This is a genomic window from Nocardioides caeni (assembly GCF_004912195.1).
In the GTDB taxonomy this organism is placed as follows: domain Bacteria; phylum Actinomycetota; class Actinomycetes; order Propionibacteriales; family Nocardioidaceae; genus Nocardioides; species Nocardioides caeni.
Genome location: NZ_STGW01000004.1, coordinates 215,637 through 229,931 on the forward strand (window position 1 = coordinate 215,637; position 14,295 = coordinate 229,931).

The 14,295-nt window shown below is 71.9% G+C and carries 12 protein-coding genes; 3 read left to right on the top strand and 9 right to left on the bottom strand.

The annotated features are described in order from the left end of the window. Positions 1-109: 109 nt before the first annotated feature. Together flhA and E9934_RS08710 are read left to right on the top strand one after the other, a co-directional pair. The gene (gene flhA, locus E9934_RS08705) at positions 110-2,194 is read left to right on the top strand and encodes a flagellar biosynthesis protein FlhA (protein ID WP_136562484.1); all 2,085 of its coding nucleotides are present in this window, start codon (positions 110-112) and stop codon (positions 2,192-2,194) included. Next, the gene (locus tag E9934_RS08710) at positions 2,194-2,517 is read left to right on the top strand and encodes a hypothetical protein (RefSeq protein WP_136562485.1); all 324 of its coding nucleotides are present in this window, start codon (positions 2,194-2,196) and stop codon (positions 2,515-2,517) included. Before flhA ends, E9934_RS08710 begins: the two co-directional genes overlap by 1 nt. Here the strand turns inward: E9934_RS08710 and E9934_RS08715 are convergent. The 3 genes from E9934_RS08715 to E9934_RS08725 form a co-directional block, all read right to left on the bottom strand. Then, positions 2,498-4,066, bottom strand: coding sequence for a GAF domain-containing sensor histidine kinase (locus E9934_RS08715; protein WP_136562486.1), 1,569 nt, complete (start codon positions 4,064-4,066; stop codon positions 2,498-2,500). The genes E9934_RS08710 and E9934_RS08715 overlap by 20 nt on opposite strands. A gap of 154 nt (positions 4,067-4,220) precedes the next feature. After that, positions 4,221-4,661, bottom strand: a complete 441-nt coding sequence (locus E9934_RS08720; protein ID WP_158294967.1) for a YiiD C-terminal domain-containing protein — start codon at positions 4,659-4,661, stop codon at positions 4,221-4,223. Between the two features lie 36 nt (positions 4,662-4,697). Then, a complete protein-coding gene (locus tag E9934_RS08725; RefSeq protein ID WP_136562488.1) occupies positions 4,698-5,522 on the bottom strand; it encodes an alpha/beta fold hydrolase in 825 nt (274 codons plus the stop codon). A gap of 337 nt (positions 5,523-5,859) precedes the next feature. Between E9934_RS08725 and E9934_RS08730 the strand changes: the two genes are divergently transcribed. Further along, the gene (locus E9934_RS08730; RefSeq protein ID WP_136562489.1) at positions 5,860-7,467 is read left to right on the top strand and encodes an ABC transporter substrate-binding protein; all 1,608 of its coding nucleotides are present in this window, start codon (positions 5,860-5,862) and stop codon (positions 7,465-7,467) included. 124 nt (positions 7,468-7,591) lie between these two features. On the opposite strand, the gene E9934_RS08735 is transcribed toward E9934_RS08730, so the two are convergent. The 6 genes from E9934_RS08735 to E9934_RS08760 form a co-directional block, all read right to left on the bottom strand. Beyond that, on the bottom strand, positions 7,592-8,590 hold the full coding sequence (locus E9934_RS08735) for a type IV toxin-antitoxin system AbiEi family antitoxin domain-containing protein (protein ID WP_136562490.1): 999 nt from the start codon (positions 8,588-8,590) through the stop codon (positions 7,592-7,594). Positions 8,591-8,807: 217 nt separating this feature from the next. After that, a complete protein-coding gene (locus E9934_RS08740) occupies positions 8,808-10,217 on the bottom strand; it encodes an amidase (RefSeq protein ID WP_136562491.1) in 1,410 nt (469 codons plus the stop codon). A 27-nt stretch (positions 10,218-10,244) separates the two neighbouring features. Further along, the gene (locus tag E9934_RS08745; RefSeq protein ID WP_136562492.1) at positions 10,245-11,237 is read right to left on the bottom strand and encodes an ABC transporter ATP-binding protein; all 993 of its coding nucleotides are present in this window, start codon (positions 11,235-11,237) and stop codon (positions 10,245-10,247) included. Next, positions 11,227-12,282, bottom strand: a complete 1,056-nt coding sequence (locus E9934_RS08750) for an ABC transporter ATP-binding protein (protein WP_136562493.1) — start codon at positions 12,280-12,282, stop codon at positions 11,227-11,229. Before E9934_RS08750 ends, E9934_RS08745 begins: the two co-directional genes overlap by 11 nt. Then, positions 12,279-13,307 (bottom strand): ABC transporter permease, encoded by a 1,029-nt coding sequence (locus tag E9934_RS08755; protein WP_202977245.1) that lies wholly within the window; start codon positions 13,305-13,307, stop codon positions 12,279-12,281. The genes E9934_RS08750 and E9934_RS08755 overlap by 4 nt, the downstream gene beginning before the upstream one ends. Continuing rightward, positions 13,294-14,247, bottom strand: a complete 954-nt coding sequence (locus E9934_RS08760; RefSeq protein WP_136562494.1) for an ABC transporter permease — start codon at positions 14,245-14,247, stop codon at positions 13,294-13,296. Before E9934_RS08760 ends, E9934_RS08755 begins: the two co-directional genes overlap by 14 nt. Positions 14,248-14,295 lie beyond the last annotated feature (48 nt).

A 14,295-nucleotide genomic window follows, 5' to 3' on the forward strand; every position in this document is an offset into this window, starting at 1 on the left:
ATCGCGCGGCCGATGAGTCCTTCGGTGCCAGGACGACACCACCGACGTGCCACGGACGGCGCTCCGCTCGACCGACCCCCGGTCACCCCGCGAGAGGCTGACGCCGCACATGTCCACGCCCAGGCCATCGAAGTCGCTGACCCGGCTGGGTGTCCCGCTCGGGATCATCCTCATCGTCGTGATGCTGGTCGTCCCGCTGCCCGCGGTCGTCCTGGACCTGCTGATCGCCCTCAACATCACCGGTGCGCTCCTGGTGCTGATGGTCGCGATGTTCATCCACAAGCCGCTGGAGTTCGCGGCGTTCCCGTCGGTCATCCTCGTGATGACGCTCTTCCGCCTCGCGCTCAACGTGAGCGCCACCCGGCTCGTGCTGCGCGACGGCTACGCCGGCAAGGTGATCGACACCTTCGGCCACTTCGTCGTCGGTGGCTCGCTGATCATCGGCCTCATCGTCTTCGCGATCCTGCTCGTCATCCAGTTCGTCGTCATCACCAACGGCGCGGGCCGGGTCGCCGAGGTCGGCGCCCGCTTCACCCTCGACGCCATGCCGGGCAAGCAGATGGCGATCGACGCCGACCTCAACTCCGGTCTCATCGACGAGGAGGAGGCCCGTCGGCGTCGCGCCGAGGTGCACGCCGAGGCCGACTTCCACGGCGCGATGGACGGTGCGTCGAAGTTCGTGAAGGGCGACGCGATCGCCGCGATCGTCATCACCCTCGTCAACCTCGTCGGCGGCTTCGCCATCGGGGTGGCCCAGCACGGCATGCCGTTCGGCGAGGCCGTCAACACCTACTCGCTGCTGTCGATCGGCGACGGCCTGGTCTCCCAGGTGCCGGCGCTGCTGCTGTCCGTGGCGACCGGCCTCATCGTCACCCGGTCGGTGGCCGACTCCGACATGGGCTCCGACATCGTCGGGCAGCTCTTCGCTCGGAGGATGCCGCTGCGGGTCGCCGGCTTCGGCGCCCTCGGCCTGTGCCTGATCCCCGGCCTGCCCAAGCTGCCGTTCCTCATCGCGGGCGGGGTGATGCTGATCGCCGCCAGCCGGATCGACGAGGATGCCGACGCCGTCGGTGCGGATCTCGCCGCGACCGGAGCGGCCGGCGAGCTCGCCGAGGTCCCGGACACCCCGGAGGCGTTGGTCGCCGAGATCCGCGTCGACCCGCTGGGGCTCGAGCTGTCCGCCGACCTGATCGACCTCGTCGACACCCGCACCGGTGGGGACCTGCTCGACCGGGTCAAGGCGCTGCGTCGCAAGGTCGCCGGCGAGCTGGGCATCGTCATCCCGCCGGTCCGCACCCGCGACAACCTCGAGCTGCCGCCGCACACCTACGCCATCACGCTCTTCGGCGCCGAGGTGGCACGCGGCGAGGCGCCGCGCGGCACGGTGCTGGCGATCGGCGACTTCCTCGGGTCCCTGCCCGGGACGCCGACCCAGGAGCCGGTCTTCGGGCTGGAGGCCAAGTGGATCCCCGCCGAGCTGCGGCACCAGGCCGAGATCGGTGGGGCGACCGTCGTGGACCGCGCGTCCGTCGTCACCACCCACCTCTCCGAGGTCGTCCACCAGCACGCCGGCCGCCTGCTCGGCCGCGAGGACGTCCGCATGCTCACCGACGTGGTCAAGCGCAGCCACCCCGTCGTCATCGAGGAGCTCACCCCCACGCTGCTGCCCCTCGGCGAGGTGCAGCGGGTGCTGCGGGCCCTGCTCGACGAGCGGATCCCGATCCGTGACCTCGTGCGGATCTTCGAGGCGCTGTCGATCCGCGCCAGCATCTCCAAGGACCTCGACGGTCTGGTCGAGGCCGCCCGTGCCGCGCTCGAGCCGTCGCTCGCGGCGCCGTACGTCACCGACGGCGTGCTGCATGCCATCACCTTCGAGCCGGTCCTCGAGCAGCATCTGCTCGAGGGCCTGCGACCGACCGACCAGGGGGCTGTCATCGTGATCGATCCCGACCTCGCGCAGACCATGCTGATGGGCCTGTCCCAGTCGGCGCAGACCTGCGAGAACACCGGCGCCCGGCCGGTCCTGGTGTGCGCGCCCCAGGTGCGTGCCGCCGTACGACGGATGGTGGCGCCGGCGCTCGAGCGGCTCCCCGTGCTCGCCTACTCCGAGCTGGCGGCCGCCCGCGAGGTGCGCTCCGTGGCCGTGATCAGCGCCGCCGGGGCCCGCCCGGCGCTGGCCGAGGTCGGTGCCTGATGGGCCGGCGTCGCAGTGCGCTCGGCACGGGCCGGGCGGCCAGCGACCCGGGATCACCGATCATCGACGTGAAGGTCCTCGTCGTCGCGGCGCTGGTGGCCTCGCCGGCCGCCTGGCGGGCGAGCCAGGGCCTGCTCAGCGTCGACGAGGCGATCACCCGCTTCCTGCTGGTGATGCTGGCCTGCATGGTCACGGCCACCCTGGTGCGGGCCGTGTGGCCGATCCTCGCGGGACCGATGCCGTCCTCATCCGAGCCGGCCGCGCTCGAGGAGGGCGCGCCTCTCCCGCAGGACGAGGCGGCGCTCAGCCCACTGACGGAATGACCCACTCCACCGTGGTGCCCTCGCCACGGGCGGAGGTCAGCAGCAGGTGACCGCCGAGGTCCTCGGCGCGCGACCGCATGCTCATCGCCCCGAGGCCGCTGGTCACCGTGCCGGGGTCGAAGCCGACGCCGTCGTCGGTGACCCGCAGGCGGAACCAGGCGGGCGAGGCGGTCAGCTCGACGGAGACCGCGGTCGCCTGGGCGTGCCGGGCGACGTTGGACAGCGCCTCGCGCAGCGTCGACAGCACGTGGGTGCCCGACGCGGGCAGCAGGGCGCGGTCGACGGGGCCCGAGATCCGCAGGACGGGCTGGAAGCCCAGGACGCTGGCGTACTCGCCGAGCACGCCGCGGACGTCGTCCAGCAGCGGCCGGCCGGAGCCGGTGCCGAGCTCGAAGATCGCCGCCCGGAGCTCCTTGATCGCGACGTCGAGCTCGGCGACGGCGGCGTCCACGCGGCCCCGCATCTGCTCGGGCTCGAGGTTGCGCCCGCCCTGGAGCTGCATGCCGGTCGCGAAGAGGCGCTGGATGACGAGGTCGTGCAGGTCGCGGGCGATGCGGTCGCGGTCGCGGGCGACGAGCAGCTGGGTGCGCTCGCGCAGGGCCTGGTCGCGGTCGAGGATGAGGCCGAACTGGACCGCGGTCACCGCGACCAGGTCGATCATGACGTCGCGCAGCGAGGTGGTCTCGCGGGCCTCCTCGACGAGGATCACGCCGGAGCCGGCGAGCCGGGTCTCGACGGGGACGATGAGGGTCGCCCGGCCCGGGGCGTCGGAGATGCGCTGCTGCGTGCGGCGCCGGGCGACGTCGTGGATGGCGGCCGAGCGCTGCTCGATGACGTCGGCCGCGACGTCGGCGTCGCCGGCCACCTGGCGGATCTCGAGGACGTCGCCGTCGGCGCGGACGTAGGCGACGAGCCGGGCCTCGCACAGCTCGCGCAGCGACACGACCAGCTCGTCGAGGGCCTCCTGCACCCGGCTGGACCCGGTCAGGTCACTGCCGATCTCGGCGGTGCCGGCGAGCCAGCGGCGGCGCCACTCGGCCTGCTCGTAGGTGCGGGCGTTGTCGATGAGGACACCCGCCGCACGGGCCAGCGCCTCGACGAGGGCCTGGTCGGTGGCGGTGAACTCCACCTCGCCCCGCTTGTTGCCGAGGTAGAGGTGGCCGTAGGCCTGCTCACCCACCATCACCGGCGCGCCGAGGAAGCTGTCGATGTCGGGATGGTGGCGGGGGAACGCGCCGAGGGCCTCGGGATGGCCGTGGACGTGGTCGACGCGGATCGCCCGGCGCTCGCGCGGCACCAGGCCGATCAGGCCGTGGCCCTCGGGCATCAGGCCGATCTTGTCGAAGCGGTCGGCGACGGCCGCGTTGGGCACCAGGTCGATGAACTTGCCGTCGTCGTCGACGATGCCGAGGACGCCGAACTCGGCGCCCGTCAGCCGACACGAGGTCTCCACGATGCGCGACAGCACGCCGCGAAGGTCGAGGTCGGAGCCGATCGCGACGACGGCGTCGAGCAGCGCGCTCGCCTCCGGCGGCAGCTCCAGATCCATGTCGTTCCCTCCCAAGTCCGACGGGACCCTCAAGGTTAACCCCAAGGAGCCGGTTGGCGCGTCATCGTCGCGGCGGCGCCGCAGCCCGGCGGGTCCATCGGCTCCGGGACGTCCGTCCTGAGGAGTCCCGGGAAAGAGGGAGCAGGGTCCCGGGTCAGAAGCGGCGCAGCTGGTAGAAGCCGCGCGTGGCCGCCACGACGGTGCCGGCGGTGTCGGTGACCTCGGTCGCCAGCTCGAAGTCGGCCTTGCCCCGCTCGTCGTACTCGCTGAGGATGCGGGCAATCTCGTCCTCGGTGATCGAGGTGCGGGAGACGACGTCGGTCGCGGCCGGGCGGAGGAAGTCGATCTCCATCCGCTTGACCAGCGGGACGCCGCCCTCGGCGGCCAGCGAGGTCCGCGGGAAGAGGCCGCCGAGGACCTCGGCGACCGTGAAGAGGGAGCCCGCATAGGCCATGCCGAAGTGGTTGACGTTGGGCCCGGCGGGGATGCGCGCGGCCGCGGTCGTCCGGTCCAGCTCGATGATCTCGACCTGCATGGCGTCGAGGATCGGGATGAGACGACGGACGTCGGCGGTCAGCTCCTGGAGGTCGATCACGATCGACAACCTAGCGCTCCCACCGGGCAGGCACCGTCACGCCACGTGGGTGACCTGCTGGCCCCGCAGGCCGTGCGAGGAGCCGCGGAGCAGCACGTCGGCCACCAGCTCGACGTCGTCGACCATCGGGACGTGACCGCACTTCGGCAGCGTGACGTGGGTGGCGTCGGGCAGCGCCTTGCGGGCGCGGGTCGCCTGGTAGGGCAGCAGCACGAGGTCGCGGGTGCCCCACGCCACGGTGACCGGGATGGACGGGTCGATCGGGCGGTCGAAGGGCTCGCCGCCATCGATGATCGTGCGCAGCGCGGGCTTGGCCTGGATCAGGCCGCGGACGTCACCGAGGACGCGCTCGGCGTCGAGCCGGCCGCCGTGGGTCATGAGCAGGCCCATCGCGGCCGCCCGGGCGGGCGCGGACCTGAGCAGGGTGGGCGCGATCGGCTCGAGCAGCGTCGCGGCGCCGGTGAGCGCGACGAAGACCGCGCGGATGTAGAGGAACTCCAGGTTGCCGCGCCAGAAGCCGGCGGGCGCCAGGGTCGTGGCGCTGCTGACCAGGTCGTCGGCCGCCGCCTCGAGGGCGATCCGGCCGCCGAGGCTGTTGCCGGCGATGTGCGGCCGGTCGAGGCCGAGGTCGTCGAAGAAGTCGACCAGGATGTCGTGGAGGATGTCCTTGACCGGACGACCGTCGGGCACCAGGGCCGGCGACTCACCGTGGCCGGGCAGGTCGAGCAGGATGACCTCGCGCTCCTCGGCCAGCCGGTCGACGAGCGGGTACCAGGCCTGCCGCCGGTGACCGATCCCGTGGACCAGCACCAGGGGCTCCCCCGAGCCGATCCGTTCGTGAGCGAGCGTGATCCGCGACATCGTCGACCTCGATTCCTGCGCACCGCCGTTGGTGCGACTTACCCGCAACTCTGCGTTGCGGATACTGACGGTATGCCACGTGCTAACTGTTGGCAAGCACTTCTTCCGCACTGTCCGAGGGGCGAGGTCGCCCGCACGAGGTGCGCCGGTTTCTCGCACGAGGTGCGCCGGTTTCTCGCACGAGGTACGGCGGTTTCTCGCTCGAGGTACGGCGGTTTCTGCTCTCCCGGTGAGTGGGACGGGGCCCGCCCCCCTGCCGTCGAGGACTCCTAGCGTGACGCGGGACACACCAGCCCGGGCGTCGTACGCCGTGGGCCTGACCCAATCTGGAGGATCAGTGAGGAACCGCATCACGACACGAAGCCGTGTCGTCACCGCATTCCTGGCGACGGCGCTGCTCGTGAGCGGATGCGCCAGCTCGGGAGGCGACGACGGCGAGGACAGCTCGGCGTTGACCAAGGAGGAGATCTACAGCGCGGGCGTCGTCGGCGCCGACGGCGACGCGGGCGACCCGGTCCAGGGCGGCACCCTGACGATCGCCGACTACTCCGAGGCCCGCAGCCTCGACCCGACCAGCACGATCCCCAACGGCGCGGCCGGGGGCAACGCCCTGGCGGCGATCTATGACGTGCTGATGCGCTACGACCAGGCCTCCGGCGAGTTCGTCCCCCACCTGGCCGAGTCGCTGACCACCGAGGACAACACGACCTGGACCCTGACCCTGCGCGAGGGCGTGAAGTTCAGCGACGGTACGCCGCTCGACGGCGCGGCCGTCGCGGGCAGCCTCGGCTACTACATGCAGAACGTCGGCTTCAACACCCTGCTGCTGGCGACCAACATCAAGTCGATGGTCCCCAACGGCAACGAGGTCGTCTTCACCCTCAACCAGCCGTGGGCGACCTTCCCCAACATGCTCGCCTCCGGCCCCGGCATGATCCTGGCGCCGGCGGCCTACGCGAAGGGCAAGGAGAAGTTCACGCCGATCGGCGCCGGCCCGTTCGTCCTCGACGACTACAAGCCCGCCGAGGAGCTCGTCCTCACCGCCAACCCGGACTACTGGGGCGGCGCCCCGAACCTCGAAGCCGTGCGCTTCGTCTGGCTCGGCAGCGATGACGACCGACTGACCTCGCTGGCCGACGGCACCGTCGACATCAGCAACATCCGCGCGCCGCAGACGGTCGAGAAGGCCCGCAACGACGGCTTCGCGGGCATCATGATCCCCTCCGGCCTCGGCACGGTCTACTGGATCAACAACCGCAAGGGCTACCCGGGTGAGGACGTGCGCGTCCGCCAGGCGATCAACTACGCGATCGACCCGGCCGTCGTCGCCGAGCGCGTCAACGGCGGCGCCGGTCTGCCGGGCCGCAACATCTACTCGCCGTCGGCGCCCTACTACACCGACGTCGAGACCGCCGACTACGACCTGGAGAAGGCCAAGGAGCTGCTGGCCGAGGCCAAGGCGGACGGCTACGACGGCAAGATCAGCTACATGGGCCAGTCCGACCAGGCGTCGCAGACGCAGGCAGTCACGGTGCAGGCCATGCTCGAGGCCGCCGGCTTCGAGGTCGAGACCGAGCTGCTGCGCAACATCGCCGACCAGACCAACCGGATCTACGTCACCCAGGACTACGACCTGGTCGTCGCGGCGTTCAGCGTCCCCGACGAGGACGCCTACGGCCGGATGTCCTCGCTCGCCTCGACGAACCCGCAGAACGCACCGGGCTACGCCAACGAGGAGATGGACGGCCTGATCGCTCAGCTGCAGGCCGCCGAGGGGGACGCCGCCACCGATCTCCTCACCCAGATCAACGAGCTGTGGCAGGAGACCGTCCCCGGCGTGGCCATGGGCGCGGGCGCCTTCTTCTACCCGTGGACCGACAAGGTGCACGGCGTCGGCTACAGCTCCGAGGCCCTGCTCCTCCTGGGCGACGCCTGGAAGAGCTGACCGACTGCTCCAATCCTGGGGAGCCCCTCTCGCCGACCGGTGGGAGGGGCTCCTCTGCTGTCGCCGAAGTGCGCAGGTTTCTCGCACGAGGTGCGGGGGTTTCTCGCACGAGGTGCGGTGGTTTCTACCCCCTCCGCCAGCGGTACGACGCCCGCTCGGTCCCCCGCGCATAGCGCCTCTTGCCCGTTTGACCGGGCGTGCGCTCATCGATCGCGGCGGACAGGTCGGCGAGCCAGGCTGCCCGTGGCCCGGGCGCGAAGTCGCCCTTGCGGAGCACCAGGATGATCCAGCCGTCGTCGACCAGCGCGCCGCGGCGGACGTCGTCACGCTCGCGGTCCTCGCTGGAGGAGTGGTGCTCCTCCCCGTCGTACTCCACGGCGATGCGGCGGTGTCGATAGGCGTTCTCGAGGCGCGCGTGCCCCCAGCCGGGGACGAGGACCTCGACCTGGGGCTCGGGTGTCGGCAGGCCGGCGTCGCGGATCGTCAGCCGGGTCCAGGACTCGGGTTGGGAGTCGGCGCGGTCGGTCGAGAGCGGGATCAGCTCGCGCAGCTGGGTGACGCCGCGACGACCACGAAAGCGCGGCAGCATCGAGGCGAGGTCGTCGACCGACAGGTGGTGCTTGCGACGGAACTCGTCGAGGGTGGCGATGGCGCGATGGCGCCCGAGCAGGCAGGCAACGTCACAGGCGGTGCGCAATGGTGTCGTGACCCGCAGTCCCGACGGGAGCACCATGATGTCGCTGGCCGACAGGTCGCGCTTGCCGCCGAAGACACCGCGCCGGGCAGACGGTCCCTTGCCGCCGACCGAGACGGCATCGAGCGCCGGAGGGGTGTCCTTCTCGGCGAAGGCGAGGATGTCGACGTCGTGGAGCCAGGCGGCGCACCGGTCCGCCACGACGGCGTGGGGTGGCAGGACGAGCGCGGCGGCGCGGGCCCGGAGGTCGATGGAGTCCGGGACGGACGAGCGCACGTAGACGCCGTAGAGGACGGCGCGCAGCTCGCCGCCGGCGACCAGCCGGTGCAGGTGGTTGCGGTCGATGCCCGCCGCGCGAGCCGTCTTGGCGGTGAAGGGGCGGGGGGCGAGAAAGGCACCCGGGACGGTGGGATCGGCGAGGTCGGTCATGGCAGGAGGATGCGCCGCACAACCACCCTGGCCGGCTCCACGCAGGTGTGCCCTGTGGAGGACGAGTCGTGTCGCCGTACCTGCGGAGAATCGGTGGCCGACGGTGGGAAGTGTGGGATCAGCCAGGTCTCACCTCGAGCGAGAAACCGGCCCACCTCGTGCGAGAAACCTCCCCACCTCGCGCGAGAAACCTCCCCACCTCGCGCGAGAAACTGGCCTACTTCGTGGGGGCGAGGAGGGGCCAGGGGGCGGCGGCCTCGAGCTGGGCGGCGAGGGAGAGCAGGGTCCCCTCGGAGCCGAGATCAGCGATGAAGTGGGCGCCCATCGGCAGGCCGTGGGAGTCGAGGCCGCACGGGACCGACATCGCTGGACTGCCGGTGGCGTTGGCGACCGCGGTGAAGGAGGAGTAGTCGCTGCCGCGCTCCCACATCGCCATCGGGTCGGTGGTGTCGAGGTAGCCGAGCTCGGGCACCGACATCGGCAGCGTGGGGGTGAGCAGCAGGTCGAACGACCGGAAGGACTCGCCCAGCTGCCAGCCGACCAGCTGCAGCGCCTCCAGCGCGTCGTGGACCTGCACGGCCGTCATCGTGGCGCTGTAGTGCTCGTGCAGCAGTCGGGTGAACGGCTCGAGGTCGTCGTCGGCCAGCCCGCGCCCGAGGTCGGCGAGCCGGTGGTCGACGGCGGCCAGCAGCGAGACGCCCATCATGGTGGCGAAGCCGGTCATCAGCAGCTCGGCGTCATAGGTCAGCTCGGTCTCCTCGACGTGGTGGCCGAGGTCCTCGCACAGCGCGGCCGTACGACGGACGACGGCCACCATCTCCTCGTCGACCCGACCGCCGTCGGCCCGGCGGGTGGCCAGGCCGATCCGCAGGCGGAGCGGCTCGCGGCCGGCCTGCTCGACGAAGGTGGTCGTCGGGGTGGGCGCGGCGAAGGCATCGCCGGGCAGCGGGGCGCTGGAGAGATCGAGCAGCAGGGCGCTGTCGCGGACCGAGCGGCTGAGGACGTGGTTGCACGACAGGGGTGCGGCCAGGGAGCCGGGCGCGGGATGGGTGGTGACCCGGCCGCGGCTGGGCTTGAGGCCAAAGAGCCCGCAGGCGCTGGCGGGGATCCGGATCGAGCCGCCGCCGTCGTTGCCATGAGCGACCGGCACGAAGCCGGCGGAGACCGCGGCGGCGGACCCGCCGGACGACCCACCGGCGGAGTGGCCCGCCGACCAGGGGTTGCGGGTCGGGCCGTGGTGGACGGGCTCGGTGCTGGCGTTCTTGCCGAGCTCGGGGCTGTTGGTCATCCCGAGCACGACCATCCCGGCGCGGCGGTAGCGCTGGACGAGCTCGCTGTCGACGCTCTGGACGTCGTCGGCCCACAGCTTGCTGCCGCGGGTCAGCGGCAGGCCGGCGACCTGCAGGCCGAGGTCCTTGATGAGCGTCGGGACACCGTGCAGCGGCCCGGCCGGCAGGCCCGCGTCGACCTCGGCGAGTGCCTCGTCGAAGCGGCGGGCCACCACGGTGTTGAGCTCGCCGTCGCCCTTCTCGATGCGGGCGATGGCGTCCTCGACGACCTCGCGCGCGGACACCTCCCCGGCGCTGATCGCGGCGGCGGTGGCGGTGGCGTCGTCGTACAAGGTCATCGGGCCCTCCTGGGGGCGTGGGAAAGGTCAGGCCTCGACGTGGTGGCAGGCCACGAACTGGCCGGGACGGAGCTCGCGCAGCTGCGGCTCCTCGGCCGCGCAGCGGTCGGTGGCCAGCGGGCAACGGGTGCGGAAGCGGCAGCCCGACGGCGGGTCGATCGGCGAGGGCAGCTCGACAGCCTTCGCGGGCTCACCTCGTCGCTCGGCGTCCGACTCCCGCGGGACCGAGTCGAGCAGCAGGCGCGTGTAGGGATGCAGGGCGGTGCGCTCGAGACCGTCGGAGGGCAGCACCTCGCAGGTCTTGCCGAGATACATCACCATCACCCGGTCGCTGATGTTCTTGACGACGGCGACGTCGTGAGCGATGAAGACCATGCTCAGCCGGTAGCGCTCACGGGCCTGCTCCAGCAGGTTGAGGATCTGCGCCTGCACGGAGACGTCGAGGCTCGAGACGGGCTCGTCGCAGATGAGGACGTCGGGATCGAGGGCCAGCGAACGCGCGATGCAGACGCGCTGGCACTGGCCACCGGACAGCTCGTGCGGCCGCCGCTCCCGCACGACCTCGGGGTCGAGGCCGACGGCGGTCAGCAGCTCGTCGACGAAGGCGTCCTTGCCGCGCTGGTCCCGCTCGCCCCAGCCCCAGATCTCCAGGCCCTCGACGACGAGGTCCTTGACCTTGCGGCGCGGGTTGAGCGCGGACACCGGGTCCTGCAGGACCAGCTGCATGCGGGCCCGGGCCCGCCGCATCTCCTTCTCCTTGAGGCCGGTGAGCTCGACGTCGCCGAGGGTGACCGTGCCGGCCGTCGGCGGAGGCAGCTGCATCACGGCCCGCCCGGCGCTCGACTTGCCGCAGCCGGACTCGCCGAGGATGCCGAGGGTCTCACCGGGCAGCAGGTCCAGGTGCAGGTTGGAGACGGCGTGGACCGTGCCGCCGGCGACCGGGAACTCGACGACGAGGTCGTCGACCGTCAGCGCCCGGGGCTGGTCGTGGCGCAGGTGCGCGGTGCCGCTACCGGCCATCGGGTCCTCCTGGAGCGGCGAACGCCGCGGAAGTGGTCGGGTGGTGGCACGCCACCTCACGGTCGTACGACGCGGCCGGCGACCCGACCGACAGTGGCATCGACAGGGGCACCAGCGCCGGCATCGCGCCGGCGCAGTCGTCGTGCCGGACCGCGCAGCGCGGGGCGAAGCGGCAGCCTGCGGGCGGGCGGGCCATGTCGGGCGGGGTGCCCTCGATGGCGCGCAGCACGGTGTGCGGCGGGGCGTCGAGCTGCGGGATCGACGCGAGCAGGGCCTCGGTGTAGGGGTGCCGGGGCGCGGCGAACACGTCGCGGGTGCGGCCGGACTCGACGGTGCGGCCGGCGTACATGACCTGCACCCGGTCGGTGCGGCCGGCGACGGCGCCGAGGTCGTGGCTGACCAGGACCATCGCCATGGAGCGCTCCTCGACGAGCGAGCCGAGCAGGTCGAGGATCTGCTGCTGCACGGTCACGTCGAGGGCGGTGGTCGGCTCGTCGGCGATGAGCAGCCGCGGGTCGCAGGCGAGCGCGATGGCGATGACGACGCGCTGGCGCATGCCGCCGGAGAGCTCGTGGGGATACTGCCGCAGCCGGCGGGCCGGCTCGGGGATGCCGACCTGGCGGAGCAGGTCGACGGCCCGGTCGCGGGCCTCGGCGCGAGAGCAGTCGAGGTGGCGGCGCAGGGTCTCGGTGAGGTGGGTGCCGACCCGCTTGACGGGGTTGAGGGAGGTCATCGGGTCCTGGAAGACCATGGCGACCTCGGGGCCCCAGAGCCGGCGCCGGCGGCCGCGGGACAGGCCGTGCACGTCCTGCCCGTCGAGCAGCACCGAGCCGGTGACGGTCGTCGTGGCGCCGGTGGCGATCAGGCCCATGACGGTGCGCCCGAGCACGGACTTGCCGGAGCCGGACTCGCCGACGAGACCGAGCGTCTCGCCGCGGGCGACGGTGAAGGAGACGCCGTCGACGGCACGCACGGCGCCGCGAGCGGTGTGGAACACGGTGCGAAGGTCGTCGACGACCAGCAGCGGAGTGGTGGGGGCGGTCACAGCTTGGCGCTCCTCGTGTCCCAGCGTGCCTGCGCCTTCTCCCCCAGCAGGTTGAACGAGAAGACCGTCAGGAAGAGGCAGACGCTCGGCACGACGACGATGTAGGGGTGCTCCTCCATGACGCCGCCCTGGCCCTCGGCGATCATGTTGCCCCAGGTGGGCTGCGGGGGCTGGATGCCGATCCCGAGGAACGACAGCGACGCCTCGGCGACGATGAGCACCGAGATCATCACGACCGCGAGCGACAGCACGGGAAGCACGACGTTGGGCAGGATCTCGCGGCGCAGCAGGCGCATCCGCGACGCCCCGAGCGCCCGGGCGGCCAGCACGAACTCGCGCTCGGCGACCGTGATCGTGTTGGCGCGGGCCAGCCGCACCATGCTCGGGATCGTCAGCAGGGACAGGGCGAACGCGATGCTGCGCACGCTCGGGTCGAGCACGGTGCCGAGCGCGATCAGCAGGATGAGGGGCGGTACGGCGAGCAGAGAGTTGGACACGATGCCGACCAGCCGGTCCGTCGTACCGCGGACGAAGCCGGACACCATCCCCACCAGTCCCCCGACGGTGGTGCCGATCAGGACGGCCAGGAGGGCCACGAGGATCGACGTGCGGGCGCCGTGGATCGCGCGGGAGAACACGTCCAGGCCGTAGTTGTTGGTGCCGAGCAGGTAGCCGTCGCCGGGCTGGGCGAAGATCGGCGCGGTGAGACCGGCGACCGCGTCGTCGTGGTTGCCCAGCGGCAGCCAGGGAGCGAGGATCGCGGCGCCGAGGATGAAGGTCAGCCAGCCGATGCCGAGCCACAGGACGACGTCGACCGCACGACCGCAGACGGCGTGCGCGACCTTGCCGAGCCCGGCGATGGCGGCGAGCACGCCGGCGGCCAGCAGCAGCATCCGCACGATCGTGACGACGACCTCGGTGGTGAACGCCCAGCCGGCGAGCGCCAGGCCGGCGACCAGCAGCGGGAGGCCGGTGAGGAGGAGGGTACGCCGCGGGTGGGCGGCGCGGGTGTCAGGCGCGAGCACGTCGGGTCCTCGGGTCCAGATAGCCGTAGGAGCCGTCGATCAGCCGGTTGCTGGCGACGTAGATGAGCGCGATGACGAGCACCGCCCCCTGCACCACCGGGTAGTTGCCCTGGTTGGCGGCGTCGATGACGAGCTTGCCCATGCCGGGCAGCGCGAAGAGGTATTCGACGATCACCGTCGACCCGACGAGGCGTCCGATGCTGAGCCCGAGGATCGTCACCAGCGAGAATGACGAGGGCCGCAGCGCGTCGCTGACCATGATCCGCAGCGGCGACATGCCGCGGGCCCGCGCGGCGAGGATGTAGTCCTCGTTGAGGGTGGTGACCAGGTCGTTGCGCAGGATGCGCGTGAACATCGCGGCCTCCATCAGCGCGATGGTCAGCGCCGGCAGGAAGGCGTGCTGCAGGTTGCCGCCGATCCCGTCGCCCAGACGCACCCACTCGTTGCGCGGGAAGATCCCGAGCGCGTTGACCAGCACTGCGATCAGCACGATCCCCAGCAGGAAGGACGGCATCGACAGCAGGCCGAAGGTCGCGGCGCTGATCACCCGGTCGGCGCGGCCGCCCTGGTGGTAGGCGGACCACATCGCCAGCGGCAGCGCGATCACCAGCGCCATCACCAGGCCGAGGACCGCGAGCTCGAGGCTGACCGGCAGCGCGGAGAGGATCCGGTCGAGCACCTCGGTCTGCGGCGGCACCAGCGACGTGCCGAGATCGCCCGTGAGGACGCCACCCAGCCAGTCGCCGTACCTGCTCAGCAGCGGCTGGTTGAGCCCGAGCTGCTCGCGCATCGCCTCGTACTCCTGGGGCGTGCGTCCCTCGCCGAGCAGCGCGACCGCCGGGTCGCCGGGGACCAGGCTGAGGAGCAGGAACACCCCCAGGCTGACCAGGAAGAGGACCGCGACCAGCTCGAGGGTCGAGATCAGGAGTCGGCGAAGCACGGCATCAATCTCGCATCGGGGCGGGGGCGCAGGTGTGACCTGTCCCAC

Excerpts from the sequence above, each read along its gene's own strand:
- flhA (WP_136562484.1), top strand. The coding sequence starts at position 110 with ATGTCCACGCCCAGGCCATCGAAGTCGCTGACCCGGCTGGGTGTCCCG.
- E9934_RS08710 (WP_136562485.1), top strand. The coding sequence starts at position 2,194 with ATGGGCCGGCGTCGCAGTGCGCTCGGCACGGGCCGGGCGGCCAGCGAC.
- E9934_RS08715 (WP_136562486.1), bottom strand. The coding sequence starts at position 4,066 with ATGGATCTGGAGCTGCCGCCGGAGGCGAGCGCGCTGCTCGACGCCGTC.
- E9934_RS08725 (WP_136562488.1), bottom strand. The coding sequence starts at position 5,522 with ATGTCGCGGATCACGCTCGCTCACGAACGGATCGGCTCGGGGGAGCCC.
- E9934_RS08735 (WP_136562490.1), bottom strand. The coding sequence starts at position 8,590 with ATGACCGACCTCGCCGATCCCACCGTCCCGGGTGCCTTTCTCGCCCCC.
- E9934_RS08740 (WP_136562491.1), bottom strand. The coding sequence starts at position 10,217 with ATGACCTTGTACGACGACGCCACCGCCACCGCCGCCGCGATCAGCGCC.
- E9934_RS08745 (WP_136562492.1), bottom strand. The coding sequence starts at position 11,237 with ATGGCCGGTAGCGGCACCGCGCACCTGCGCCACGACCAGCCCCGGGCG.